Raw genomic sequence first — 24964 nt, forward strand, 5'->3', positions numbered from 1 at the left:
CCTACGACGAGGCTTCGGACTCGTTCTCTGCCTTTTGGTGGGCATCGACAAAGGCTTGAGCGATCGGCTGTGCAGTTAGTTCAAGCTGCCAGGGTCGCGCTCCCAGCTCGGAGAGCGAGGCGGCGATGCCCTCGGCCGTCAGCGGCTCGGGCGGTGTCCACGCGATTCGACGCAGGATCTCGGGGGTCAGAAGGTTCTCGACGGGGATGTTGACGAACTCGGACAACTCCAGAAGGGAGGCACGGGCCGCCTTCAGCCGGGCATCGGCCTCGGGGTTCCGGTCGGCCCAGCTGCGCGGCGGAGGCAGTGTGTCCTCGCTTCGACGGTTCACCGGAAGGTCGGTGGCGGCCTTGCCCTCCTCGAGGGCAGCCCACCACCGGTCGATCTCCGTGCGGCTCGCCCGCCCGGAGAACTCCTTCAGGGCCGCGAGCTCGCGTTTGGACTCGGGCAGCACCCGCGCCGCCGCGACGAGGCTGGAATCGGGCACGAGCCGGCCGGGCGACACGTCGATCTCCCGCGCGAGCGCGTCCCTGGCCATCCAGAGCGCTCGAGCCACCGCCACGTTGCGGGGATTGCGCAGCGAATGCACTCCGGTGAGTCTGCGCCAGGGCTCGGCCGCGACGGGCTTCGGCTCCTTCGCCCTGGTGGCCTCGAACTCCTGCGCGGCGATCACGGCTTTCGAGTTCTCGATCAGGAGCTCGGCGAGCTTGTCACGCAGATCGGGCAGCAGCTCCACATCGAGTGCGGCGTATTCGAGCCAGGACTCGGGAAGCGGGCGGCGGGACCAGTCGGCTGCCGAGTGCTCCTTCTTGAGGTGGATTCCGAGGAACTCCTCGACGACGCTGCCGAGGCCGACCCGGGGGATGCCCAGCAGTCGCGCGGCGAGTTCGGTGTCGAAGATGACCCGCGGGTCGAGTCCGACCTCCCTGAGGCAGGCCAAGTCCTGGCTTGCGGCGTGGAGGATCCACTCCTCGCGGGAGATCGCGTCGTTCAGCTCGGCGAAGGAGCCGATCGCCGGGGGATCGAAGAGAAAGCTTCCGGCACCTCGCCGGTACAGCTGGATGAGGTACGCGCGCTGAGAGAACTTGAAGCCGGATGCCCGCTCCGCGTCGACCGCGATAGGCCCGTACCCCGCCGCGATCTTCTCGACGGCATCGAGGTAGGCCTCCCGCGTGTCGATGACCGTGAGGGCCAGCGTTCGCGGCGTCGGCTCGGCCGGCGCGGGGGTCGTCTCGACGTCGGAGGTGGACTCGCCGTCTTCAGTCAGGTTGTCGTCAGTCACGCCCGAAGCGCCTCGCATTCAATTGGGTGACTCCGTCGACCGCTGGGGGAAGACCGGCGAGCATGCAGAGCAGTTCCCCCCAGCCTTCCACATGGGCCGTCACGTCGTAATCGTGCGGTGTCCAGGATGCGCGGAGCTCGATCTGCGCACCGTCGCCCTGCGACTTCAATTCGCCGAATCCGCTCGAGATGATCTTGGTGGCGGTGCCGGACGCCGCGGAGTACCGCGCGCCTCGCGTATCGAGCGCGTCGACCAGCCACGACCAGGTCACGTCGGCCAGGAACGGGTCGAGTCCGATGTCGGTCTCGAGCGGCGCCTGCGCGAAGCAGACCACCCGGAACGCCCCGCCCCAGGCCTCGGGTTCGTCGGGATCGTGCAGGAGGATGAACCGGCCCGTGCCGAGCTCGGAGTCGGAACCATGCCGCTCCGGGTTGACATCGGCCGCGAGGGCGAGCGAATAGGGTGCGAGGTTGGCCGGCGAGGGAATCTCATTCATCACGAGTTCCGGGCGGGTCACAGCCGCACGAACCGCTGCCACGGCAGCCTCAAAGGCTGCGGGGAGTTCGGACGTGGTTGGAGTGTCGGACACGTCTGCAGACTAGAGTTTCCCGCATGCTGCGCGCCGCAGGCACGCCGACGAGGCCCGTTGCGGGTGCCGTTCGGGCGAATTCCGCAGCGTCCGACACGGAAGACGAGAACGCATGACTGCACCATCCCCGCACCGTCCTGTTCCAGCCTGGGCCGTCGTGGCCATCACGGCAGGGGCGCTTGCCGCAGCCGCCGCGGCGGCGGGCGCGGTTCTCACGGCGCTCGTCTCCCGGTCTGTCGTCGTACCGCCGCGGCATCCTGCGGAGGACGCGCGGATCGAATGGGTCGACGTCGAGGCCGGAACCATCGCGCTCCAGGCCACCGCGGACACCCTGCTTCCCGGCCGCTACAGCATGTGGTTCGACCGCAACGGAGGCCACGCGCGCATCGGCGAGATCATCTCGGTGGCGGATGGCCTGGTGACCCGATCGCTGCTGGAGGTGGACTACGGCGACATCGAGGCGGCGACGACCGGGCGCATCAGCGGCTGGTACCACCTGCACCCGCGCGAGTTCCCGTTCCCCTATCGCGACGTCTCCATCGCCACGCCGCTCGGCGACGCGCCGGCCTGGCTCATCCCCGCCGCCGACCCCGAGTCCACCCGCTGGGTCATCCAGGTGCACGGCCGCGCAGTGCGTCGCGGCGAGACGCTCCGTGCGAACAGGGTGTTCCACGAGAGCGGCTACACCTCCCTGCTCGTGTCGTACCGCAACGACGGGGATGCACCGCGCAGCGCGGACGGACGGTTCCGGCTGGGGGAGACGGAGTGGGAGGACGTCGACGCGGCGCTCTCCTATGCGGTGAACGCCGGTGCGACGAGTGTGGTTCTGATGGGCTGGTCGATGGGGGGCGCCACCGTGCTGCAGGTCGCCACCCGCTCATCTATGCGACACGTGATCGACGGCATCGTGCTCGATTCGCCCGTGATCGACTGGCACGAGACGCTCCGCTACCGAAGCGCGCAGTTGCACATTCCTCGGCCCGTGCAGAACGCCGCCCTGGCCACGCTCACGCACGACTGGGGCAACGTCGCGACCGGGCTGCAGACATCCGTCGATCTCGATCGACTCGACTTCGTGGCCCGCAACGGCGACCTGGAGACCCGCACCCTGCTTCTGCACAGCGACGACGACGGCTATGTGTCGAGTTCGTCGAGCAGGCGGCTGGCCGAGCTCCGACCCGACATCGTGACGTTCGTCCCGTTCTCGATCGCCCGGCACGTGAAGCTCTGGAACTACGACCCGGAGCGCTGGACCGAATCGATCAGGGCCTGGCTCGCGCGGCTGGAGACTCAGACCGTGCGTTCGCGCACCTGACGCTTGATGCGCGCGAGCATGGCCGTCATTCCGCGGATACGGAGCGGTGAGACCGCTGCCGTGAGACCGAGCATGCTCGGATAGTCGTCTGCGAGCTCGAGCACCTGCGGGGCGGGCAGCCCCTCGATGCCCTGCACGAGGATCGACGCGAAGCCCCTGGTGGTGGGCGCCTCCGGGGGAGCGGTCGCGAACAGGTGGACAGCACCCTCCGCATCGACCTCGACGACGATGAAGATGGGTGACTGGCACTCCTCCACCCGTTCGAAGAGGTCGGGGTGGTCGCGGTAGCGCTCGGGCAGCTCGGGCAGCTCGTTCGAGAACTCGAGCAGCAGCTGCAGCCGCTCCTTGACCTCCAGTCCGAGGAAGTCGTCGCGGATCTCCGCGAGGGAGTCGGGAAGTTCTGTCGCATCCATGTCAGTGAAATTATGACCCACGAGGGCGGACCCTAGCGCGCCGGCGCCTCTCCCGGCTCCGCGCCCGTGGTGATCGGAACGCGCACGGCGCTTCCCCACTCGGTCCATGACCCGTCGTAGTTGCGCACGCCCTCGAATCCCAGGAGGTGGGTGAGCACGAACCAGGTGTGGCTCGACCGCTCGCCGATGCGGCAGTAGGCGATGATGTCGTCGCCGTCGACGAGGCCTGCGCCCTGCCGGTAGATCTCGTCCAGTTCCTCGACGGCGCGGAATCGGCCGTCGGCTGCGGCAGCGCGAGCCCAGGGCACGTTCTGCGCGGTGGGAATGTGCCCGGCCCGCAGCGCACCCTCCTCGGGATATGCGGGAGCCGTGGTGCGCTCTCCGGAGAATTCCTCCGGTGAACGCACATCGATCAGCGGGTTGCCGAAATGCTCGAGGACGTCGTCTTTGAAGGCACGGATGGCCGCGTCGTCGCGGTCGACGACGGGGTAGGAGGCGGGCGCGACCTCGACCTCGTCGGTCGTGACGGTCCTGCCCTCGGCGATCCAGGCATCCCGGCCGCCGTCGAGCAGGCGAACGTCGGTGTGGCCGAACAGGGTGAACACCCAGAGGGCGTACGCGGCCCACCAGTTGTTCTTGTCGCCGTAGACGACGACCGTGCTGTCTCTGGAGATGCCCTTCGATGACGCCAGAGCGGCGAACTGCTCACCAGAGATGTAGTCCCGCACGACCGGATCGTTGAGGTCGGTGTGCCAGTCGACCTTGACGGCGGTCGGAATGTGCCCGGTCTCGTAGAGGAGCACGTCCTCGTCGGACTCCACGACCACGAGCCCGGGTTCGCCCAGGTGCTGTTGCAGCCAGTCGGTACTCACGAGACGCTCCGGATGCGCGAAAGCGGCGAAGCGGGGCGACGGATCGGCGGCGACGGCCATGGGGTTCCTCCTGGGAATGCACGCGGACGGCGGGCCGTCCGGCGGGGTGTTCGCGGTTTAGTCTGGAGAGACGTGTCTCCCTCTCGAATCTATGCCGTTCCGGTGGTCGTTCTCCCGGAAATGTCTCCGTTCGACACAAACTCACCGGAAGAGCTTCCCCATGGCGTCATCGCTCCCGACCACACTCGTTCGACTCGTCGACCGCGCGCCGAGCCTGTCCGGAGCTGAGATGGCCGCGGTGCTGGTGCCGCCGCGCCAATTCGACGGTGCCTCGTTCGATTCCTATCGACCCGACCCCGAGTACCCCTCGCAGACGGAGGCGCTCGAGATCGTGCGCCCCTTCTCCACTTCGTGGGCGCCGACCGGTCGCACCGGAGGCTTCTTCTCTCGCCAGAAGAAGGCGGCGCCGGGGCCGAGCGGCATCTACCTCGACGGCGGCTTCGGCGTGGGCAAGACCCACCTCCTGGCGGCCCTCTGGCATGCCGCGCCGGGGCCCAAGTACTTCGGAACCTTCATCGAGTACACGGCGATCGTGGGCGCGATGGGGTACGCCGCGGCAGTGAAGCTGTTCACCGGCGCCAAGCTCATCGCCATCGACGAGTTCGAGCTCGACGACCCGGGCGACACGATGATGATGACGCGCCTTCTCGGCGAGCTGAGCGCATCCGGCACCCGCCTCGCGGCCACCAGCAACACGCCGCCCAACGCGCTGGGGGAGGGACGCTTCGCCGCCGCCGACTTCCTGCGCGAGATCCAGTCGCTGTCCGACCGGTTCGACACCGTGAGGATCGATGGGCTCGACTATCGCCGCAGGGACATCGAGGGGCACGCCCGAGTGATCGGCGAGGCAGAGATCGACGACGCCGTCTCCGCGGCCATCGAGAAGAGCACGCCAGGGTCGGTCTCACGCGACGACTTCAGCGAGCTCGTCTCGCACCTCGGCACCATCCACCCGTCGAAGTTCGTGAAGCTGCTCGACGGCATCGAGGCCATCGTGCTCGACCGTGTGGTGCCGCTGCACAGCCAGACCGACGCGCTGCGGTTCGTCGCGTTCATCGACCGTGTCTACGACGCGCAGGTTCCCATCCTCGCCACGGGCAGCCCTCTCGACGAGGTGTTCGCCGGCGACATGATGGCGGGCGGGTATCGCAAGAAGTACCTTCGCTCGGTATCGCGACTCATCGCATCCACCCAGGCCTGAGGCCGCGGGGCGAGTTGGCAGGCATCTCTGCGCTCATCGCCAGTCACGCGAAACACAGTTGTTACATTTCAGCCATGAGCGTTACGCCCCGGAAACATTGAGGCGCATGTTTTGAAACTTCTTCACACGATAGTTGGGCATACCCGAGTGAGGCGCGCGCGCTGGTTCCCTCCTAACAGCACCCCCGTTCGTCATCATCTCTCGGTGCACTTTTGCAACAACTAAGAGAGGTAAATTCAATGGAGCTGGACCAGGGCAATACCGCCTTTTTGCTCATAGCAGCGGCCCTCGTACTTCTGATGACGCCAGGTCTCGCGTTCTTCTACGGAGGACTCGTCAAGGCCAAGAGCGTGATCAGCATGATGATGCTGAGCTTCGGAGCCATGGGGCTCATCGGCGTTCTCTGGGTGCTGTACGGATACGCCATCGCCTTCTCGAACGGGGGCGTCGGAAACTACGTCGGCATCGACGGCTTCATCGGAATCGACCTCGACCAGCTCGGTCTGAACGGAGTCTTCGCGACGGCGAGCGACGGTGACGCCGCGTTCCCGGCCATCGCCTTCGCCGCGTTCCAGGCCACCTTCGCGATCATCACGGTCGCCCTCATCTCCGGCGCCATCGCCGACCGCGCCAAGTTCGGCGCCTGGATGATCTTCGCCGGTGTCTGGGCGACGGTCGTCTACTTCCCCGTCGCCAGCTGGGTGTTCAACTTCACCCTCGGTGACGAGGGTGTGGTCGACGGCGGCTTCATCGCGTACAACCTCGGCGTGATCGACTTCGCCGGTGGTACCGCGGTGCACATCAACGCCGGTGCGGCTGCCCTGGCCCTGGCGCTCGTCCTCGGCAAGCGCGTGAACTTCGCCAAGGGAATCCACAAGCCGCACAACCCTCCCTTCGTGCTCCTCGGTGCCGGCCTCCTGTGGTTCGGCTGGTTCGGCTTCAACGCCGGTAGCGAGCTCGCTGCCGACGGCATCGCCGCCATCGCCTTCCTCAACACGATCGCCGCTCCCGCCGCCGCCATCCTCGGCTGGCTCGTCGTCGAGAAGATCAAGGACGGCAAGCCCACCTCCGTCGGCGCCGCCTCGGGTGCCGTCGCCGGTCTGGTCGCGATCACCCCGGCCTGTGCCGCGCTGTCGCCCTTCTGGGCCATCGTTCTCGGTATCGTCGCCGGCGCCGTGTGTGCACTCGCCATCGACCTGAAGTTCAAGCTCGGCTTCGACGACTCGCTCGACGTCGTAGGCATCCACCTCGTCGGTGGTGTCATCGGTACCCTCTACATCGGCCTCCTCGGCGAGGGTGTCGGCCTGTTCTTCGGTGCCGGCCCGGCCCAGCTCGGTGTGCAGGCCCTCTCGGCCCTCATCGTGATGGTCTACTCCTTCGTGCTCTCCTACGTCATCGCGCTCATCATCGAGAAGACGATGGGCTTCCGGGTCAAGAACGAAGACGAGATCGCCGGTATCGACACGGTGGTTCACGGCGAAGAGGGCTACATCCTCCTCGAAGAGACCCGCTGACCTCTCCGCATCACTGACACAGCCAAGAGTGTCACTCCCACAGGGAGTGACACGCCGTTCTTCGTTGTACCGAGACCTCGTTGTACGGAGGAGGCCTAGGACTTCTTCGTGGCCGTACGGTTCTCGGCGGAGACCATCCAGGCGTACTGCTCGAGCTTCTCGATGATGCCGTGAAGGATGTCGGCGCTCGTGGGGTCGGCCTCGTCGACCTCGTCGTGCACGTCGCGCATCGTTCCCACTACGGCCTCGAGGCGAACGGTGATCAGATCGACGGTCTCGGCCGTGTCGACCTCGCCGTTCGGGTACTCGGGCAGCGTGGTCGTGGCCGAGACGGTGTCGCTGCGCCCGTCTGGAACCGCGTGCAGGGCACGGAGACGCTCGGCTACCGTGTCGCTGAACTCCCGGGCGGCGTCGATGATCTCGTCGAGCTGCAGGTGGAGATCGCGGAAGTTCTTGCCCACGACGTTCCAGTGCGCCTGCTTGCCCTGGAGGTGAAGCTCGATCAGGTCGACCAGCACCTTCTGCATGCTGTCGGTCAGCGACTTCGAGGCCTTGAATCCACGCTCCGCATTCTGGCGTCGGGTGCTTTTGGCTCCCGCGTCACTGGGGGCTTCGGTCGGACGTTCGATTGTGGTTGTCATGGTCTCCACGATAGGCACCGCCGCCGACACCCGTCAGCGGGTTGCATCACCATCGAAGTCGTGCTGGGATACGTCGCCTTCAGTCGAGCCCGGAGAGCTCCTCGATCGTGATCGCGGCGTTGACCAGGGCGAGATGGCTCAGCGCCTGCGGCAGATTGCCGAGGAACGACAGGTCGTCGGGGTCGATCATCTCGGAGAAGATCCCGACGTCGTTCGACAGCGCGATCATGGCGTCCATCTGGGCGACGGACTCCGCGGTGCGACCCACGCAGGCGAGGGCGGAGGCCAGCCAGAACGAGCAGGCCACGAACGCGCCCTCCTCAGCCTCGGCTCCCGAGTAGCGGTAAAGGAGGGGCCCGCGGCCCAGCTCCGCCTGCAGGGCGTCGATGGTGCTCGACATCCTGTCGCCGCGATCGAATCCGCTGGGCCCGTGCAGCAGCACCGAGGCGTCGAGCTCGTCCGATCCGGGGTAGGCGACATAGCTCTGCAGCTCGTCGGACCAGCAGTTCGCCTCGATCCAGTCCCTGATGTGACCGCGCTCGGCGATCCAGCGGGCCGAGTCGCCCGGGATCTGGCCCTTCTCGCACAACTCGACCGCGGCATCCAGAGCCTGCCAGCAGCCCATCTTCGAGGAGGTGTAGTGCTGCTCGTCCTCGAGTTCCCACATGCCCGCGTCGCGCTGACGCCACGCGTCGCAGGCGCGATCCGCGACCGATGCCAGGAGCCGGCCCGTCTCGGCATCCAGAACGTTGCCGGCCGAGACATAGAGCCTCATGACGTCGAACAGGTCACCGTAGACACCCAGCTGCAACTGGCCGCTCGCCGGGTTGCCCGTCACGACGGGCCCGGCGCCGTTCCATCCGAGGGCGTCGTGCTTCGTCACGCCCGACGGCAGCGAGCCGTCGAGCCTGTAGAAGATGTGCAGCTCGGGGCCGTTCTGCCTGATGGTGGTGAGCAGCCAGGCCACGGCGGCGTGGGTCTCCTCGCGCAGCCCGAACCGGATGAGCGCGTGCAGCGTGTACGCGACGTCGCGCACCCAGGCGAAACGGTAGTCCCAGTTCTTGCCGCCTCGCGGATTCTCGGGCAGGGATGTCGTGCCCGCGGCCGCGATGGCGCCCGTCGGACTGTAGATGAGCAGCTTCAGGGCCAGGGCGCTCCTGTGCACGTCGAGGGACCACGGGCCGTCATAGCTGAACTCCCGCGACCAGAACTGCCAGTTCTCGATCGTGCGGTCGATGCCTCTGTCGACGTTGGCCGCATCGGGAAGGTGCAGCGGTTCGTTCGCTGTGCCCACGACGGTGATCACGTGACGAGAGCCCTTCTCCGTGGTGAAGGAACCGGCGAACGCGGCGTCACCGCCGCCGCGCGGACCATGGCTGACGCCACGCACGGCGATCGTCACCCCGTCGACCCGAATGACGGGTCCGTGCGTGGTGGCCTGTTTCCACGGCGAGGCCGTCGACAGGCAGGTTCCCGGGGCCACTCGCCAACGGAACCGCACACTGCCCGAGGCGCCGTCGACGCGCCGGGCGATCTCCGTCCACGGCAGCCTTCCGGCGATCCCCGTCACGAGCGCGTCGGTGAGGACAGCGACGCCCGACTCGGTCGTGAAGGTGGTCTCGAGCACGTTGGTGCCGTCGATGTAGCGCCTCGACACGGTGAAGTCCTCGACGGGGGCCAGCTCGATGGCTCCGCCGTCCTGCGCGTCGAGCAGCCGTGCGAACACCGGCGTCGTGTCCATACCGGGCATGGGCATCCAGTCGACGCCCCCGTCTTCGGCGATCACGGCGATCGTGCGGCCGTCTCCGATGACACCGTAGGAGCGAAGAGGAACAGTGCCGTCGATACGAATCGTCATTCGATCTGTCTACCAGCGACGCCGCCGAGCGCCCCGGGGCTTGACGACGCTGTACGCTCAGCGACATGAGACTCGTGGGATTGACGGCGGTCGTGCGCAGCATCCTGGCCGTGTTCGGTTCGGGCACGACGACGAGGTCGCGGCCGACCGTCGATCGACGTCCGGCCGCCCGAGGCCCTGCCTCATCGAGCCGTCGCCGCGCATCCGATCTCTCTTCGGCGTCGTCGCCGGGACGCACCGGACCCGAGGCCACCATCGAGGTGCCGGCGGCAGCGCTCGCACGAACCCGGGTCGAGTACGATCCCCGGGTCGACGCGGAGCCCGACCCGGGCGAGGTCGTCTGGACCTGGGTGCCCTACGAGGAGAACGACGGCAGGGGCAAGGATCGGCCCGTGCTCATCGTGTCCCGCGACACGTCGCGATCCGTCCTGGCGCTCCAGCTCACGAGCAAGCCCCACGACGACGACTCCCGGCACTTCGTGTTCGTCGGCGCCGGCCCCTGGGATTCGCAGGGGCGACCGAGCTGGGCGAGGCTCGATCGCGTGTTCCGGGTGTTCGAATCGGGCATGCGTCGTGAGGCATCCTCTGTGAATGCGACCCAGTTCACCGCGGTCTCGTCGGCGCTGAAGGGCGGCCGCTCGTAGTCTTCGCGACTAGGCCGGTGCGTCGACGTGCTCCACGTCTTCGACCCGGGCCGGCGGCATCACCAGAGCGGCGACGATGGTGAGCGCGACGCACACGAGCACGGCCAGGAACACCGCGCCCGACGCGGCCGTCAGAACGGCCGGATCCTCTTCACCCCGTGCACTCGCGGCGAAGATGCCGTTCGCGATCGCGCCGAAGACCGCCACGCCGACGGCGCTGCCGATAGAGCGGGAGAACAGGTTGGTGCCGGTCACGACGCCGCGCTCGTTCCACGGCACGCTCGACTGCGCGGCGATCAGACTCGGGGTGGCGACGAGGCCCAGCCCGAGGCCGACCAGGAAGCAGCAAGCGGCGATGAGCACGACCTGCGGATCGGTGTAGCTGAAGAGCAGCGATACCGCGCCGAGGACGGCGAAGCCCATGCCGATGAGAACGGTCGTGCGGAAGCCGAGGCGCAGGTAGAGCCTTCCGGAGAGCGAGGCGGAAATCGGCCAGCCGATCGTGAGGGCCGCCAGGGCCAGACCCGCGAGCAGGGGGGATGCGCCGGTGACCCCCTCGAGGAAGGTCGGCACGTACGACGTGAGCCCGATGAGGATCGCCCCGACGCCGAGCGAGATCAGGGTCGTCGTGATCAGGAGTCGCCGGGAGAAGACCCACAGGGGGAGTATCGGTTCGGCTGCCCGCCGCTCCACCAGAACGAATGCCGTGAGCAGGGCGCCGCCCACGCCGAAGGCCGCGATGCTCGGAACAGAGTTCCACGCCCAGGCCTGCCCTCCCTCGAGGACGGCGAGGATCACGAGGCTGAGCCCGGCCGTCAACAGCGCCGCGCCGGCGATGTCGAGCCGATGCTTGCGTGGCGTGATCTTCTCGTGGAACCGGGTCACGAGCATCCAGCCTGCGACCACGCACAGAGGGATGTTGACGAAGAAGATCCACCTCCACGACACGAACTCGGAGAACACCCCGCCGAGAGTCGGTCCGGCGACGGAGCTGATGGCCCACACGCTCGCCAGGTAGCCCTGCACCTTGGCGCGTTCGGCCACCGAGTAGATGTCGCCCGCGATGGTGACGGCCATGGGCTGCACGGCGCCGGCCCCCAGTCCCTGCACTGCTCTGAATGCGATCAGGGCGGGCAGGCTCCAGGCGAAGCCGCAGAGGATGGAGCCCAGCAGGAAGAGGCCGACGCCGATCAGGATGATCGGCTTGCGTCCCACGGTGTCGGCGAGCTTGGCGTAGAGCGGCACCGACACGGCCTGTGCGAGCAGGTAGATGGAGAACAGCCAGGGGAACTGGGCGAATCCGCCGAGGTCGTCGACGATCGACGGCACGGCGGTGGCCAGGATCGTCGAGTCGATCGCCACGAGCCCCGTCGTGACCATGAGGGCGATGAGCACGGGGCCGCGCTTCGAGCGGAAGCCGACCCCGCTCGTGTCGACCGCCGTCATTCGGCGAGCAGTTCGCGAACGCGCGGGATGACCACCGTTCCGTAGAGCTCGATGCACGTCATCAGTCGCTCGTGCGACAGGGGCCCCGCGCTGTACTTGAGGTCGAAGCGGCTCGCGTCGATCGCGCGCACGGTCGAGGCGATCTTCTGCGCGACGGTCTCCGGCGATCCCACGTACAGCGATCCGTGCGGGCCCGCCTCACGGTCAAACTCCGACCGCGCCATGGGCGGCCATCCTCGGTCGGCGCCGATGCGGTCGCGCATCTTCTTGTACTCGGGCCAGAACTCCTGGCGAGCCTGCTCGTCGGTCGCGGCGACGTAGCCGGGGGAGTGCACGCCAATGGGAAGCTCGGGGCTCTCGAGCTGGGCGAGCGCGCGACGGTACAGGTCGGCATAGGGCGCGAACCGCACGGGGTCGCCGCCGATGATCGCGAGCATCAGGGGCAAGCCGTAGCGGGCCGCGCGCACGACGGACTCGGGGCTTCCTCCCACGCCGATCCAGGTCTTCAGGCTGCCCGACTCCGTCGTGGGGAAGACGCGCTGGTCGACGAGCGCGGGGCGCGTGCTTCCCTGCCAGGTCACGGGCTTCTCTGTCAGCAGGCGCGTGAAGATGTCGAGCTTCTCTTCGAAGAGTTCCTCATATTGACTGAGCTCGTAGCCGAACAGCGGGAACGACTCGGTGAACGATCCGCGGCCGAGGATGACCTCGGCTCGGCCGTCGGATGCGGCGTCGAGGGTCGCGAAACGCTGGAACACCCGCACGGGGTCGTCCGAACTCAGAACGGTGACCGCAGAACCGAGTCGGATGCGCGACGTCTGTCCCGCGATGGCCGCGAGGGCGACATCCGGTGCCGAGATCGCGAAGTCGTCGCGATGGTGTTCACCCAGGCCGATGAAGTCCACGCCGACCTGATCGGCGAGCACTCCCTCTGCGATCACGTCGCGAATGACCTGCGCGTAGGAGCGAGGTGTGCCGTCCGGCCCCGCCGTCACGTCTCCGAACGTGTCCAGTCCGAACTCGACCTGCTGTGACATGGGATCCCCTCACGTAATGCAGCCGGAGCCGTGACCACGCTGCCGAACAGAGAAAGCCCCGAACAATCTTGCGATTGATCAGGGCTTCCGACGGGTGGGCGATACCGGACTCGAACCGATGACCTCTTCGGTGTGAACGAAGCGCGCTACCAACTGCGCCAATCGCCCGTCACGCGCCGCACGAAGCAGCGCGGAATGATCCTAGCCGACGCGACGGCCGCATCGCACATCGAAGCTCCGATCCGCCTCGACACGCCCGGGCGTCGGGGTGCGGGCCTGGTGGGCGATCGGCGGCAATACCGGGGACGAAAGCGGTTCGGATGCCGTTTGTGACGCCCCGTGGATGCGTCGGTTTGGCCAAGCCGCGATCTATCGGCTAGAGTCTTCAACGCACGCTGAAAAGCGAGCAAATGCGGATGTGGCGCAGTGGTAGCGCATAACCTTGCCAAGGTTAGGGTCGCGAGTTCGAATCTCGTCATCCGCTCGAGTGAGAAGATTCACGACATGCAGTTCCGGTGTCGGGTAGCTCAAATGAATGGTGGCGTGGCCGAGAGGCGAGGCAGCGGCCTGCAAAGCCGTCCACACGGGTTCAAATCCCGTCGCCACCTCCACTCATAAAGGTCTCTCTTCGAGACACGTCATTGACTCACCACCAATGGGCGATTGGCGCAGCGGTAGCGCGCTTCCCTGACACGGAAGAGGTCACTGGTTCGATCCCAGTATCGCCCACAGAACGACAAGCCCCCGGGAGACCGGGGGCTTTCGTCGTTAAGGCTGTCTGAGGGGCACGGGCCCTCTGGCGGGACATAGGCCGTCTGGAGCGACCTGTCTCGGCCCGGCACTACAGTGGATAGGTCGGTGACATAACGAGGAGCAGGACTGAACGTGGTTGACGGATTCGAACTCTTTCCGGACCGGTCGATCGTGGCCATGAGGGTGAACGGCGATCTGCGCGACCTCGCCACGACGGTCGATGCGGGCGACGATGTGCAGCCCGTCGCCATCGATTCTCCCGACGGCCTCGACATCCTCCGTCACTCGGCCGCCCACGTGCTCGCCCAGGCCGTGCAGACCATCAACCCCGAGGCGAAGCTCGGTATCGGTCCGCCCATCACCGACGGCTTCTACTACGACTTCGACGTGGCCGAGCCGTTCACTCCCGAAAATATCAAGGCCATCGAGAAGGCCATGGAGCGCATCATCCGTCAGGGTCAGCGCTTCACCCGCCGCGTCGTCACCGAAGACGAGGCCCGCGCCGAGATGGCCGGCGAGCCCTACAAGCTCGAGCTGATCGGACTCAAGGGCGCTCCCGAAGAGGAGACGGCAGACGAGTCCGTCGAGGTCGGGGGAGCCGAGCTCACCATCTACGACAACGTCGATCCCAAGACGGGGGAGACCCTGTGGAAGGACCTGTGCCGCGGTCCGCACCTGCCGTCGACCCGCCTCGTCGGCAACGGCTTCTCCATCACACGCCTCGCGGCCGCGTACTGGCGCGGGTCCGAGAAGAACAAGCAGCTCCAGCGCATCTACGGAACCGCATGGCCGAGCAAAGACGAGTTGCGCGCGTATCAGGCGCGCCTCGAAGAGGCGGCGAAGCGCGACCACCGCAAGCTCGGCAACGAGCTCGACCTCTTCTCCTTCCCCGACGAGATCGGATCGGGCCTCGCCGTCTTCCACCCGAAGGGCGGCATCATCCGTCGTGAGATGGAGGACTACTCGCGTCGCAAGCACGAGGAGGAGGGGTACGACTTCGTCTACACCCCCCACATCACCAAGGCGCACCTCTTCGAGCAGTCCGGCCACCTCGGCTGGTACGCCGACGGCATGTTCCCCCCGATGCACCTCGACGAGGGCCGCAACGACGAGGGAGAGATCACCCGCCAGGGCGCCGACTACTACCTCAAGCCCATGAACTGCCCGATGCACATCCTCGTGTACCGCTCCTCGGGCCGCTCGTATCGAGACCTGCCCCTCCGCCTGTTCGAATTCGGCACCGTCTATCGCAACGAGAAGTCGGGAGTCGTTCACGGTCTGACCCGCGTGCGCGGTCTCACCATGGACGACGCACACATCTTCACATCGCGCGAGAACATGAAAGAGGAGCTGACGAAGACCCTCAACTTCATCCTCGCGCTCCTCCGCGACTACGGGCTGACCGACTTCTACCTCGAGCTCTCCACCAAAGACCCGGAGAAGTACGTCGGAGACGACGACGTCTGGGAGGAGGCGACCGCGACCCTCGCCGAGGTCGCCGCCGAATCCGGCCTCGAGCTGGTGCCCGATCCGGGCGGGGCCGCGTTCTACGGCCCCAAGATCTCGGTGCAGGCGCGCGACGCCATCGGCCGCACCTGGCAGATGTCGACCGTGCAGCTCGACTTCAACCTGCCCGAGCGATTCGAGCTGGAGTACACGGCGTCCGACGGCACGAAGCAGCGGCCCGTCATGATCCACCGCGCCCTCTTCGGCTCGATAGAGCGCTTCTTCGGAGTGCTCACCGAGCACTACGCCGGTGCGTTCCCGGTCTGGCTCGCGCCGGTCCAGGTCGTGGGAATCCCCATCGCGGAACAGTACGAGGACTACCTCGCCGAGGTCGTCTCGACGCTCAAGAAGCAGGGCGTGCGCGCCGAGCTCGACGTGTCGGCCGACCGCATGCAGAAGAAGATCCGAAACCACACACTCCAGAAGGTGCCCTTCCTGCTGATCGCAGGCGAGGAGGACAGGGCGCGCGGTTCGGTGAGCTTCAGGTTCCGCGACGGAACGCAGGAGAACGGCGTGCCGATCGCCGACGCCGTCGCCCGCATCCGCGCTGCCATCGACACCCGAGCGCAGGTCACCACCCAGGGACAGGCGTGATTCCCGCAGACCGCGAGTTTCCCGACGTTCCGGTCGAACGCTCGGGCTCCTTCGCCGCCGTTCCCGACGCCTACCAGCGCCTGTGGACCCCGCACCGCATGGTCTACATCGAGAACGGACCCGTGTCCGGCGAGGAGAGCTGCCCGTTCTGCCGGGCCCCGCAGCTGAGCGATGAAGAGGCGCTGATCGTGCACCGCGGCGAACACGCCTACGTTCTCCTCAACCTGTTCCCGTACAACAGCGGCCACCTCCTGGTCTGCCCGTATCGCCACGTCTCGCTCTACGACGACGCCACCGAGGCCGAGGTCATCGAGATCGCCTCGCTGACCCAGACGGCGATGAGGGTCGTTCGAGAGACGTCGCAGTGCCACGGCTTCAACATCGGCATGAACCAGGGCCGGGTCGCGGGCGCCGGCATAGCCGACCACCTGCACCAGCACATCGTGCCCCGATGGTCGCAGGACGCCAACTTCTTCCCGATCATCGCCCAGACCAAGGCACTGCCCCAGCTGCTCGGAGACGTTCGCTCGTCGATCGCAGCGGCTTGGCCCACGGCGGCCTAGACACACATCACCCCGAGTAGAATCGGGCCCGAGAGGACACCAATGAGCACCGTAGAGACACCTTCCCAGAATGGCCGTTCCGAGCACGGATCGAGCCGCGTCAAGCGCGGCCTCGCCGAGATGCTCAAGGGCGGCGTGATCATGGACGTCGTCAACGCCGAGCAGGCCAGGATCGCCGAAGAGGCGGGCGCCGTGGCCGTCATGGCCCTCGAGCGCGTTCCCGCCGACATCCGCTCGCAGGGCGGAGTGGCGCGCATGAGCGACCCCGACCTCATCGATGGCATCATCGGCGCCGTCTCCATCCCCGTCATGGCGAAGGCGCGCATCGGCCACTTCGTCGAAGCCCAGGTGCTCCAGGTGCTCGGCGTCGACTACATCGACGAGTCCGAGGTGCTGAGCCCCGCCGACTACGTGAACCACATCGACAAGTGGAAGTTCCAGGTTCCGTTCGTATGCGGCGCGACCAACCTCGGAGAGGCCCTGCGCCGCATCAACGAGGGCGCGGCCATGATCCGCTCCAAGGGTGAGGCCGGCACGGGAGACGTGTCCGAGGCGACGAAGCACATCCGCAAGATCAAGTCGGAGATCGCCGCCCTGTCGTCGATGTCGAAAGACGAGCTCTACGTGGCCGCGAAAGAACTCCAGGCTCCCTACGACCTCGTGGTCGAGATCGCCGAGACGGGCACGCTCCCCGTGGTGCTCTTCACCGCCGGCGGCGTGGCAACCCCGGCCGACGCGGCCATGATGATGCAGCTGGGAGCCGACGGCGTGTTCGTGGGCTCCGGCGTGTTCAAGTCGGGCAACCCGGCAGAGCGCGCGGCCGCCATCGTCAAGGCGACCACCTTCTACGACGACCCCTCGGTCGTTGCCGAGGTGTCGCGCGGACTGGGCGAGGCGATGGTCGGCATCAACGTGGCAGACGTGCCGGCTCCCCACCGCCTCTCCGAGCGTGGCTGGTAGCCCCGGCGCCGTCCCGCGCGTCGGAGTCCTCGCCCTGCAGGGCGATTTTCGGGAACACCTGAGCGTGCTTCGCTCGCTCGGGGCGGACGCCATAGCGGTGCGTCGCCCCGAGGAGATCGCCGATCTCGACGGCCTGGTCATTCCCGGCGGCGAATCCAGCGTCATGGACAAGCTGTCCCGGGCCTTCGGGCTCGCGGAACCCTTGAAGTCGGCCATCGCCGCCGGTCTCCCCGTCTACGGCACGTGTGCCGGCCTCATCATGCTGGCCGACACCGTGCTCGACGCGATAGCCGGTCAGCAGACGCTTGGCGGCCTCCCTATCTCGGTGAGGCGCAATGCGTTCGGCAACCAGATCGATTCCTTCGAGACCGACCTCGCGATCCCCGAGCTCGGAGATGCGACCGTGCACGCCGTCTTCATCCGCGCCCCCGTTGTCGAAGCCGTCGAAGACGGCGTCACCGTGCTCGCGCAGCTCGACGACGGCCGCATCGTCGCTGTGGAGTCGCAGAACCTGCTCGGAACGGCCTTCCACCCCGAGGTCACCGGCGATACGAGATTCCACCAGTACTTCCTCCACAAGATTCGAGATCGCGTCCTGCCCCCTGCCGACTGAGCGCAGCAGCCGATTCGTCGCCAAGATGGACGCATGACGTACTACTCCGACTTCGCACGCCGACGAACGCTTCAGGTGCTGGCAGACTGCGCCGCCCTCCTCGGCATCGTCGGGTCCGTCGTGCTGGGCGTGACCCTGCACGGCGCGATCCTTGCCCTGCAGGAGGTGGGAACGCGCCTCGCGGACGCGGGCTCGAGCTTCGAATCGACCATGAGCGAGATCAGCGAACGGCTGGGCCAGGTTCCCTTGATCGGAACCGGGATCAGGGCTCCCTTCGACGAGGCATCCGGTGCCGGAGGCACACTGCAGGAGGTCGGTCTTGCGCAGCAGCAGGCCACGCAGCAGCTCGCCGTCGGGGTGGGCCTCGCCGTCTCCGTGATCCCGATTCTCGCCATCCTGCTGCTCTGGCTGATTCCCCGCATTCGATTCGCGCGCCGGGCCCGCTGGGCACTCGCCGCAGCGGCGACACCCGCCGGAATCGACCTGCTCGCATCGCGGGCGCTGACCACGAGGCGCCTGCCCGACATCCTCAAGGCGCATCCGGATGCCGCGGGCGGGTGGCGTCGGCACGATCCGGATGCGGTGCGTGCGCTCGCCCGTCTCGAGCTGCGCGCATGCGGCCTCCGACCCGACCGGGCGGCGGTTCTCCGGGGCCAGGGCACGGCCCTCGCCTAGACTGGTCGTTGATTCAACAGAGCACGCAGGGAGCAGAACAGTGTCCGGGCATTCCAAGTGGGCGACCACGAAGCACCAAAAGGCCGTCAAAGACCAGCGCCGAGCAAAGTCGTTCGCCAAGCTGATCAAGAACATCGAGGTGGCCGCCAAGATCGGCGGAGCCGATGTCAACGGCAACCCGACCCTCGTCGACGCCATCCAGAAGGCCAAGAAGACCTCGGTTCCGATCGACAACATCAACCGGGCCGTCAAGCGCGGGGCGGGGCTCACCGGCGAGTCCGTCGACTACCAGACCATCATGTACGAGGGCTACGGCCCGAACGGCGTCGCCCTGCTCATCGAGTGCCTCACCGAGAACCGCAACCGTGCGGCCGCCGAGGTGCGCACCGCCATGAGCCGTAACGGCGGAGCCATGGCCGACCCGGGAAGCGTGGCCTACAACTTCGCCCGCAAGGGAGTCATCGCCGTGCCTCACGCCGACGGCGTGACGGAGGACGACGTGCTCCTCGCGGTGCTCGACGCCGGCGCAGAGGAGGTCATCGATCACGGAGCGCAGTACGAGATCGTGACCGACCCCAGCGAGCTCGTCGCCAACAGGGAGGCGCTCCAGTCCGCCGGCATCGAGTACGACTCGGCCGACGTCGAATTCGTCGCCTCGCTCAAGGTCGAGGTCGATGCGGAGGGCGCGCGCAAGGTGTTCAAGCTCATCGACGCACTCGAAGACAGCGACGACGTTCAGAACGTCTACAGCAATGTCGATCTCAGCGACGACGTGCGCGCCGAACTCGACACCGACGAGGAGTAGGACCCGCCCCGACGTGCGTGTACTCGGAATCGATCCAGGGCTCACACGCTGCGGCGTCGGGGTCGTCGACGTCACCGCGAACAGGGTCGCGACCCTGGTGGCGGTCACGGTCGTGCGAACCCCTCCGACGATGGACCTCGACCAGCGGCTGCTCGGCATCGCCCTCGGGCTCGATGAGCTGATCAGCGAGCACCGACCCGAGAGCATCGCCATCGAGCGGGTGTTCGCGCAGCACAACGTGAGCACGGTGATGGGCACGGCGCAAGTGAGCGGCATCGCCCTCCTGGCGGCAGCACGGCATGGCATCCCCGTGAGCCTGCACACCCCGACCGAGGTCAAGGCCTCGATCACGGGCTATGGCCAGGCCGAGAAGAAGCAGGTCGGCACCATGGTCGCCAAGATCCTCGGGCTCGCAGAGATTCCCAAACCTGCCGACGCGGCCGACGCCCTCGCCCTGGCGATCTGCCACGCCTGGCGTTCGCCCGCGACCTCCAGCGCACGGCCCGCGGCCGACGCGGCATCCGGTTCGGGAATGACCCGCGCGCAGCAGGCGTGGCGCGCCGCAGAGAAAGCAGCCGGGGCGCCCCGTAGGCTGGCACGGTGATTTCCGCCCTTCGAGGAACAGTTCTCCGCGTGAGCGGTTCGTCCGCCGTCATCGAGGTCGGCGGCGTCGGATTCGACGTCACCCTCACGCCGGCGCACACCCTGTCGTTGCGAGTGGGGCACGAGGCATCCGTGGTGACGAGCCTGATCGTGCGCGAGGACTCGCTGTCGCTGTTCGGCTTCGTCGACCACGATTCGCTCGACCTCTTCATCCTTCTCACGGGCGTCACGGGCGTCGGACCGAAGTCCGCGATGGGCGTGCTCGCCGAGTTGTCTCCCGCGCAGATCGCCATCGCCGTCGCCCAGGAGGACGACGCCGTGTTCCGCAAGGTGTCGGGCATCGGGCCCAAGACCGCGAAGCTCATCGTGCTGTCGCTCGCAGGCAAGGTCGCGGTCTACGCGGCTGCTCTGCCCGTCGCGAAGCACATCTCATCGACCGTGCGCGACGACGTGCTCGCGGCCCTGGTCGGTCTCGGATGGAATGAGAAGGCGGCCGAGGCCGGGCTGGATGCGGTGCTCCTGCACGCCGAAGACGACGAGGCCGCGTCGGTTCAGGCGCTCCTGCGCCTCGCCCTCACCGAACTCGGCCCGCGCAACCCGGGAGGTGCACGATGACCCCCGCCGATCCAGCGCTGCCGCGCGATGCGAGCCCGATCGTGAACCCCGAACCGCTGTCGGAGGGCGAGATCGCCTTCGAGGGCGCGCTGCGACCCAAGAGCCTGGCGGAGTTCGTCGGGCAGGCGCGTGTGCGCGGACAGCTCCAACTCCTCATCGAGGCCGCCGGCATCCAGAACAGAACGCCGGACCACATTCTGCTCGCCGGACCTCCCGGGCTCGGCAAGACCACCCTCGCCATGATCGTGGCCCACGAGAGCGACCGGCCGCTCCGACTGACCAGCGGTCCCGCGATCCAGCACGCGGGCGACCTCGCCGCCGTGCTCTCGTCGCTCGTTCCCGGCGAAGTGCTCTTCGTCGATGAGATCCACCGCATGGCTCGCACGGCGGAGGAGATGCTGTACCTCGCGATGGAGGACTTCCGCATCGACATCATGGTCGGAAAGGGCGCGGGCGCCACCTCGATCCCGCTCGACCTGGCGCCCTTCACCCTCGTCGGCGCCACGACCCGCTCCGGTCTGCTGCCGAACCCTCTGCGAGACCGGTTCGGCTTCACCGCCCACCTCGAGTTCTACTCGACGGAGGAGCTCGTGCATGTGCTTCGCCGCGCGGCTGCACTGATCGAGCTCTCGATCGACGAGGCCGCGCTGATCGAGATCGCGCAGCGATCCCGCGGAACGCCGCGCATCGCGAACAGGCTGCTGCGTCGAGTGCGCGACTACGCCCTCGTGCACGGCGGTCGCGCGAGCACCACGGTCGTTGACGCGGCGCTCGAGCTCTACGACGTCGACGTGCTCGGCCTCGACCGGCTCGACCGGGCGGTCATGAACATCCTCATCACCCGCTTCAACGGAGGGCCGGTCGGCCTGAGCACCCTCGCCGTGTCGGTGGGGGAGGAGGCCGAGACCATCGAGAGCGTCGTCGAGCCGTTCCTGGTGCGGGTCGGCCTCATCACGCGCACACCGCGCGGTCGGGTGGCCACTCCGGCGGGCTGGCGGCACATGGGAATCGGGCGCCCGTCCGATTCCCTCTTCGACGATGACCTATAATTCACTGTGGCCCATAGGCCCGTCTTCAGGCGGCGTCACTAGTATGAAGCCCACAATCACCCCCCATTGCTGGAAGGCTCGACTTTTTCATGGCTTTTGATCCCCTAACCATTGGCATGCTGGCGGTACTGGCCATCCTCGTGTTCTTCATGTTCCGCAACAGCCGCAAGCGCCAGCGCGAGGCTGCAGAGCTGCAGCAGAAGGTCCAGGTCGGCGCCGACGTCATGACCAACTTCGGTGTCTTCGGAACGATCCTCGACATCGACGACGAGAACAACAAGGTGCAGCTCGAGACGACTCCGGGAACCGTGCTGACGGTGCACCGCCAGGTCGTCACCCGTGTCATCGACGACCACGACACCGACAACCACGACTCCGATGACACGGTCGTCTCCACCACCGAGCCGGCCTTCGGCGAGCGAGTCGAAGAGACCCACGAGGTCGAGGCGTCCTCCGACCCGACTCCCACCACCCCCGGCACGACGCCGTCGAAGACCGACAAAGTCGACGAGTAACCTTCCTCCTCCCAACCCCTCGCGCACCAGAGACACCCGGTCGGTCACGGCCTCGGGCGTGCGCTAAAGAAAGCTGAGTTCGCCGGTGGCATCAACTCTTACCGCGGTCAAGCAGGCGTGGCGAACGCTCATCTGGCTCGTCGTGATCCTCGCAGTGCTTGCAGGAACCATCGCCGGAGGCGTGCTGCTGAACGCACCCGGTGCCAGCTGGGGCCTCAAGCTCGGACTCGACCTCGAGGGTGGAACGCAGATCATCCTGGCGCCGAAGCTCGAGAGCGGCCAGCAGGTCAGCGGCGAGCAGCTGTCTCAGGCCGTGTCGATCATCCGTCAGCGCGTCGACGCCTCGGGTGTCTCCGAGGCCGAGATCAGCACCCAGGGCGGCCAGAACATCGTCGTCTCGATTCCGGGAACGCCCGACCAGGACACGCTGAACCGCATCGAGTCGTCGGCGAAACTGGAGTTCCGCCCGGTGCTCGTCGCCGACGCGGCCCCGACCGCCGCGGTCACTCCCACGGCGACGCCGGCAGAGGGCCTCTCCGACACTCCAACGGTCGCACCGACGAACGCGAGCGACCTGAACTGGGTGACGCCGGCCCTGCAGGACGAGTTCACGAACTTCAGCTGCGACTCCGACGGTGCACAGGATGCAGGACAAGCGCCGGCCGACAAGCCGCTGCTCGCCTGCGATGACACCGGCGCCGCCAAGTACATCCTCGGCCCGGTCGAGGTGACCGGTGAGATGATCGCCGACGCCACCAGCGGCGTCGCCACCACCCAGACCGGCGCCTCCACGGGCCAGTGGGTCGTTAACATCGTCTTCGACGGAGAAGGCACCGAGAAGTTCGCCGACGTCACGACGCGACTCAACGCCCTGACCGGTTCGCAGAACCAGTTCGCCATCGTGCTCGACGGCAAGGTCATCTCCGCTCCGACGACCAACGCTGTGATCACCGACGGTCGACCGCAGATCTCCGGGTCGTTCACCGAAGACACGGCCAAGTCGCTCGCCGACCAGCTGAAGTTCGGCGCGCTGCCGATCGGATTCACCGTGCAGAGCAACGACTCCGTCTCCGCCACGCTCGGTTCCTCGCAGCTGCTCAGCGGTCTCATCGCCGGCCTCATCGGCCTCATCCTCGTGGTGATCTACTCGCTCTTCCAGTACCGCACCCTGGGTCTCGTCACCGTCGCCTCGCTCGTCGTCGCCGGAATCATGACCTACCTCGTGATCGCACTCATGTCGTGGCGCATCGACTTCCGCCTCTCGCTCGCGGGTGTGGCAGGTCTGATCGTCGCCATCGGATTCACGGCCGACTCCTTCATCGTGTACTTCGAACGAATACGAGACGAACTCCGAGACGGCAAGGGACTGGCCTCCGCCGTCGAGGCGGGGTGGCGTCGTGCAAAGCGCACCATCTACGCCGCCAAGGCCGTCAACCTGCTGTCGGCAGTGGTGCTCTACGTGCTGGCCGTCGGCAACGTGCGCGGATTCGCGCTCACGCTCGGCGTCACCACCATCATCGACGTGCTCGTCGTCATCCTGTTCACGCACCCCGTGCTGCGCCTCCTCGCCACGACCAGGTTCTTCTCGAGCGGGCACAAGGCATCCGGTCTCGACCCGACCGCACTGGGCGCCATCTACCGAGGCCGAGCGGAGTTCCGCAAGCCCGTCGAGGGTGCTGCCACGAAGAAGGCCGGCGCCGGACGAGAGGCCGCCATCCGGCAGACCATCGCCGAGCGCAAGGCCGCCCAGCTCACGGCTGAGAAGCCCGCCGATAGCAAGAAAGACGGGAAGGACTCCTGATGGCCAGTTTCGCGCAGTTCGGAAACGACCTCTACACGGGCAAGCGGTCCTTCGACTTCATCAAGCACCGCCGTATCTGGTACACGATCGCCATCGTGCTCATGATCGCGTCGGTCGCCATCCCCCTGATCAAGGGCGGATTCAACTTCGGCATCGAGTTCCGCGGCGGATCGCAGTTCGTCGTGAGCGAGGTGGCGAAGACCCCGCAGTCCGCGGCCGAGGAGGCCGTCGCATCCGTCGTGCCGCAGGCTGTGGCCCGCGTGTCGACCCTGGGCGCTTCGGGGCTGCGCGTTCAGACCGACCAGCTCACCACTGACGAGACCAACCAGGTGCGCACGGCACTGGCAGAGGCCTACAACGTGCCCGAGTCCGAGATCACCGCCTCGTTCATCGGCGCCTCGTGGGGCTCCGACGTGACCGGGCAGGCCATTCGAGGACTGGTCGTCTTCCTCATCCTCGCGGGTATCGCGATGGCCATCTACTTCCGCACGTGGAAGATGTCGGCCGCGGCAATGCTCGCGCTGCTGCACGACCTCGTGCTCACGGCCGGGGTCTATGCGGCTACCGGATTCGAGATCACGCCCGCCGCCGTCATCGGCTTCCTCACGATCCTCGGATACTCGCTCTACGACACGGTCGTGGTATTCGACAAGGTGCGCGAGAACACGGCGAGGCTCGGCAAGGACTCGCACCTCACCTTCGGGGAGGCGGTCAACCTGGCGGTCAACCAGACGCTCGTGAGATCCATCAACACAGCCGTCGTGGCGGCCCTGCCGGTGGCAGCCATCCTCTTCATCGGCGCCTTCGTGCTCGGTGCAGACACCCTCCGCGACATCTCGCTCGCACTGCTCGTCGGAATCCTCGTCGGCACGTACTCGACGATCTTCGTCGCGGCTCCCCTCTACGCGCAGATGCGGGAGCGTGAGCCCAAGATCGCGAAGCAGAACGAGCGCACCCTGGCCGAACGCGCCCGCGCGTCGGCCAGCGGCCGACCCACGGACGCCGTCGTGGAGGGTCAGCCCACGGCGTAACCCGGCGGTGCT

Annotated in this window: 24 protein-coding genes and 4 tRNA genes; 19 read left to right on the plus strand and 9 right to left on the minus strand. The window is 67.1% G+C overall.

What is annotated here, in order from left to right; all coding sequences use genetic code 11:
• Position 1: 1 nt before the first annotated feature.
• Positions 2–1300: an HRDC domain-containing protein gene (locus ASF06_RS15970; protein ID WP_055949302.1), complete on the minus strand. Its 1299-nt coding sequence runs from the start codon at positions 1298–1300 to the stop codon at positions 2–4.
• Positions 1275–1871: a DUF3000 domain-containing protein gene (locus ASF06_RS15975; protein ID WP_055949305.1), complete on the minus strand. Its 597-nt coding sequence runs from the start codon at positions 1869–1871 to the stop codon at positions 1275–1277. The genes ASF06_RS15970 and ASF06_RS15975 overlap by 26 nt, the downstream gene beginning before the upstream one ends.
• Before the next feature lie 112 nt (positions 1872–1983).
• Here ASF06_RS15975 and ASF06_RS15980 point away from each other — a divergent pair, with 112 nt between their 5' ends.
• Positions 1984–3186 carry an alpha/beta hydrolase family protein gene (locus ASF06_RS15980; protein WP_055949308.1) on the plus strand — a complete coding sequence of 401 codons (1203 nt, stop codon included), beginning with the start codon at positions 1984–1986 and terminating at the stop codon, positions 3184–3186.
• On the opposite strand, the gene ASF06_RS15985 is transcribed toward ASF06_RS15980, so the two are convergent.
• Together ASF06_RS15985 and ASF06_RS15990 are read right to left on the minus strand one after the other, a co-directional pair.
• A complete protein-coding gene (locus ASF06_RS15985) occupies positions 3162–3599 on the minus strand; it encodes a SufE family protein (protein ID WP_055949310.1) in 438 nt (145 codons plus the stop codon). The two genes, ASF06_RS15980 and ASF06_RS15985, sit on opposite strands and share 25 nt — an antisense overlap.
• 32 nt (positions 3600–3631) lie before the next feature.
• Positions 3632–4531, minus strand: a complete 900-nt coding sequence (locus ASF06_RS15990) for a sulfurtransferase (protein WP_055949313.1) — start codon at positions 4529–4531, stop codon at positions 3632–3634.
• Between the two features lie 160 nt (positions 4532–4691).
• On the opposite strand from ASF06_RS15990, the gene zapE reads away from it, so the two are divergent.
• Positions 4692–5732 carry a cell division protein ZapE gene (gene zapE, locus ASF06_RS15995; RefSeq protein ID WP_055949316.1) on the plus strand — a complete coding sequence of 347 codons (1041 nt, stop codon included), beginning with the start codon at positions 4692–4694 and terminating at the stop codon, positions 5730–5732.
• Positions 5733–5977: 245 nt separating this feature from the next.
• Positions 5978–7246 carry an ammonium transporter gene (locus tag ASF06_RS16000; protein WP_055930720.1) on the plus strand — a complete coding sequence of 423 codons (1269 nt, stop codon included), beginning with the start codon at positions 5978–5980 and terminating at the stop codon, positions 7244–7246.
• A 95-nt stretch (positions 7247–7341) separates the two neighbouring features.
• Here the strand turns inward: ASF06_RS16000 and ASF06_RS16005 are convergent, their stop codons facing one another.
• Together ASF06_RS16005 and ASF06_RS16010 are read right to left on the minus strand one after the other, a co-directional pair.
• Positions 7342–7887, minus strand: coding sequence for a Dps family protein (locus ASF06_RS16005; protein ID WP_055930717.1), 546 nt, complete (start codon positions 7885–7887; stop codon positions 7342–7344).
• 79 nt (positions 7888–7966) lie between these two features.
• Complete coding sequence (locus ASF06_RS16010; protein WP_055949320.1) at positions 7967–9745, minus strand: glycoside hydrolase family 15 protein; 1779 nt, start codon at positions 9743–9745, stop codon at positions 7967–7969.
• A gap of 65 nt (positions 9746–9810) precedes the next feature.
• Here ASF06_RS16010 and ASF06_RS16015 point away from each other — a divergent pair, with 65 nt between their 5' ends.
• Complete coding sequence (locus ASF06_RS16015; protein ID WP_082501011.1) at positions 9811–10389, plus strand: type II toxin-antitoxin system PemK/MazF family toxin; 579 nt, start codon at positions 9811–9813, stop codon at positions 10387–10389.
• A gap of 9 nt (positions 10390–10398) precedes the next feature.
• Here ASF06_RS16015 and ASF06_RS16020 read toward each other — a convergent pair whose 3' ends face one another.
• The 3 genes from ASF06_RS16020 to ASF06_RS16030 form a co-directional block, all read right to left on the minus strand.
• A complete protein-coding gene (locus ASF06_RS16020; protein WP_055949323.1) occupies positions 10399–11835 on the minus strand; it encodes an MFS transporter in 1437 nt (478 codons plus the stop codon).
• The gene (locus ASF06_RS16025; RefSeq protein ID WP_055949326.1) at positions 11832–12869 is read right to left on the minus strand and encodes an LLM class flavin-dependent oxidoreductase; all 1038 of its coding nucleotides are present in this window, start codon (positions 12867–12869) and stop codon (positions 11832–11834) included. Before ASF06_RS16025 ends, ASF06_RS16020 begins: the two co-directional genes overlap by 4 nt.
• 95 nt (positions 12870–12964) lie before the next feature.
• Positions 12965–13037 (minus strand) — tRNA-Val (locus ASF06_RS16030).
• Between the two features lie 244 nt (positions 13038–13281).
• Between ASF06_RS16030 and ASF06_RS16035 the strand changes: the two genes are divergently transcribed.
• The 15 genes from ASF06_RS16035 to secF all read left to right on the plus strand — a co-directional run bounded on the left by ASF06_RS16035 (position 13282) and on the right by secF (position 24952).
• A tRNA-Gly gene (locus ASF06_RS16035) sits at positions 13282–13353 on the plus strand.
• A gap of 53 nt (positions 13354–13406) precedes the next feature.
• Positions 13407–13480 (plus strand) — tRNA-Cys (locus ASF06_RS16040).
• Between the two features lie 46 nt (positions 13481–13526).
• Positions 13527–13598 (plus strand) — tRNA-Val (locus tag ASF06_RS16045).
• Between the two features lie 201 nt (positions 13599–13799).
• Positions 13800–15722: a threonine--tRNA ligase gene (gene thrS, locus ASF06_RS16050; RefSeq protein WP_235497246.1), complete on the plus strand. Its 1923-nt coding sequence runs from the start codon at positions 13800–13802 to the stop codon at positions 15720–15722.
• Positions 15722–16285 (plus strand): HIT family protein, encoded by a 564-nt coding sequence (locus tag ASF06_RS16055; protein WP_055930711.1) that lies wholly within the window; start codon positions 15722–15724, stop codon positions 16283–16285. Before thrS ends, ASF06_RS16055 begins: the two co-directional genes overlap by 1 nt.
• A 42-nt stretch (positions 16286–16327) precedes the next feature.
• Complete coding sequence (pdxS, locus tag ASF06_RS16060; protein ID WP_055928900.1) at positions 16328–17245, plus strand: pyridoxal 5'-phosphate synthase lyase subunit PdxS; 918 nt, start codon at positions 16328–16330, stop codon at positions 17243–17245.
• On the plus strand, positions 17235–17858 hold the full coding sequence (gene pdxT, locus ASF06_RS16065; protein WP_055949328.1) for a pyridoxal 5'-phosphate synthase glutaminase subunit PdxT: 624 nt from the start codon (positions 17235–17237) through the stop codon (positions 17856–17858). Before pdxS ends, pdxT begins: the two co-directional genes overlap by 11 nt.
• Positions 17859–17891: 33 nt before the next feature.
• Positions 17892–18533, plus strand: a complete 642-nt coding sequence (locus ASF06_RS16070) for a hypothetical protein (RefSeq protein ID WP_055949331.1) — start codon at positions 17892–17894, stop codon at positions 18531–18533.
• Between the two features lie 40 nt (positions 18534–18573).
• Positions 18574–19338, plus strand: a complete 765-nt coding sequence (locus ASF06_RS16075; RefSeq protein ID WP_055928891.1) for a YebC/PmpR family DNA-binding transcriptional regulator — start codon at positions 18574–18576, stop codon at positions 19336–19338.
• A 13-nt stretch (positions 19339–19351) separates the two neighbouring features.
• Positions 19352–19942 carry a crossover junction endodeoxyribonuclease RuvC gene (ruvC, locus tag ASF06_RS16080; RefSeq protein WP_055928888.1) on the plus strand — a complete coding sequence of 197 codons (591 nt, stop codon included), beginning with the start codon at positions 19352–19354 and terminating at the stop codon, positions 19940–19942.
• Entirely contained in the window at positions 19939–20556 is a 618-nt protein-coding gene (gene ruvA, locus ASF06_RS16085; RefSeq protein ID WP_055949334.1) for a Holliday junction branch migration protein RuvA, read from the plus strand. The genes ruvC and ruvA overlap by 4 nt, the downstream gene beginning before the upstream one ends.
• Positions 20553–21605 (plus strand): Holliday junction branch migration DNA helicase RuvB, encoded by a 1053-nt coding sequence (gene ruvB, locus ASF06_RS16090; protein ID WP_055928883.1) that lies wholly within the window; start codon positions 20553–20555, stop codon positions 21603–21605. Before ruvA ends, ruvB begins: the two co-directional genes overlap by 4 nt.
• An 89-nt stretch (positions 21606–21694) precedes the next feature.
• Positions 21695–22120, plus strand: coding sequence for a preprotein translocase subunit YajC (gene yajC / locus ASF06_RS16095; protein ID WP_082501013.1), 426 nt, complete (start codon positions 21695–21697; stop codon positions 22118–22120).
• Between the two features lie 85 nt (positions 22121–22205).
• Positions 22206–23921 carry a protein translocase subunit SecD gene (gene secD / locus ASF06_RS16100; RefSeq protein ID WP_055928877.1) on the plus strand — a complete coding sequence of 572 codons (1716 nt, stop codon included), beginning with the start codon at positions 22206–22208 and terminating at the stop codon, positions 23919–23921.
• Positions 23921–24952: a protein translocase subunit SecF gene (secF, locus tag ASF06_RS16105; RefSeq protein ID WP_055949339.1), complete on the plus strand. Its 1032-nt coding sequence runs from the start codon at positions 23921–23923 to the stop codon at positions 24950–24952. Before secD ends, secF begins: the two co-directional genes overlap by 1 nt.
• The last annotated feature ends 12 nt before the right edge of the window (positions 24953–24964 follow it).

This window comes from Agreia sp. Leaf244, from assembly GCF_001422695.1.
Taxonomy (GTDB): Bacteria; Actinomycetota; Actinomycetes; order Actinomycetales; family Microbacteriaceae; genus Agreia.

Bases quoted from the DNA above. Each gene is read 5' to 3' on its own strand.
- thrS (WP_235497246.1), top strand. From the start codon at position 13,800: ATGAGGGTGAACGGCGATCTGCGCGACCTCGCCACGACGGTCGATGCG.
- ASF06_RS16025 (WP_055949326.1), bottom strand. From the start codon at position 12,869: ATGTCACAGCAGGTCGAGTTCGGACTGGACACGTTCGGAGACGTGACG.
- ASF06_RS15970 (WP_055949302.1), bottom strand. From the start codon at position 1,300: ATGCGAGGCGCTTCGGGCGTGACTGACGACAACCTGACTGAAGACGGC.
- pdxS (WP_055928900.1), top strand. From the start codon at position 16,328: ATGAGCACCGTAGAGACACCTTCCCAGAATGGCCGTTCCGAGCACGGA.
- ASF06_RS15985 (WP_055949310.1), bottom strand. From the start codon at position 3,599: ATGGATGCGACAGAACTTCCCGACTCCCTCGCGGAGATCCGCGACGAC.
- ASF06_RS16070 (WP_055949331.1), top strand. From the start codon at position 17,892: ATGACGTACTACTCCGACTTCGCACGCCGACGAACGCTTCAGGTGCTG.
- ASF06_RS16005 (WP_055930717.1), bottom strand. From the start codon at position 7,887: ATGACAACCACAATCGAACGTCCGACCGAAGCCCCCAGTGACGCGGGA.
- ASF06_RS16010 (WP_055949320.1), bottom strand. From the start codon at position 9,745: ATGACGATTCGTATCGACGGCACTGTTCCTCTTCGCTCCTACGGTGTC.
- secF (WP_055949339.1), top strand. From the start codon at position 23,921: ATGGCCAGTTTCGCGCAGTTCGGAAACGACCTCTACACGGGCAAGCGG.
- zapE (WP_055949316.1), top strand. From the start codon at position 4,692: ATGGCGTCATCGCTCCCGACCACACTCGTTCGACTCGTCGACCGCGCG.
- ruvB (WP_055928883.1), top strand. From the start codon at position 20,553: ATGACCCCCGCCGATCCAGCGCTGCCGCGCGATGCGAGCCCGATCGTG.
- ASF06_RS16020 (WP_055949323.1), bottom strand. From the start codon at position 11,835: ATGACGGCGGTCGACACGAGCGGGGTCGGCTTCCGCTCGAAGCGCGGC.
- ASF06_RS15990 (WP_055949313.1), bottom strand. From the start codon at position 4,531: ATGGCCGTCGCCGCCGATCCGTCGCCCCGCTTCGCCGCTTTCGCGCAT.
- ASF06_RS16015 (WP_082501011.1), top strand. From the start codon at position 9,811: ATGAGACTCGTGGGATTGACGGCGGTCGTGCGCAGCATCCTGGCCGTG.
- yajC (WP_082501013.1), top strand. From the start codon at position 21,695: ATGGCTTTTGATCCCCTAACCATTGGCATGCTGGCGGTACTGGCCATC.
- ASF06_RS15980 (WP_055949308.1), top strand. From the start codon at position 1,984: ATGACTGCACCATCCCCGCACCGTCCTGTTCCAGCCTGGGCCGTCGTG.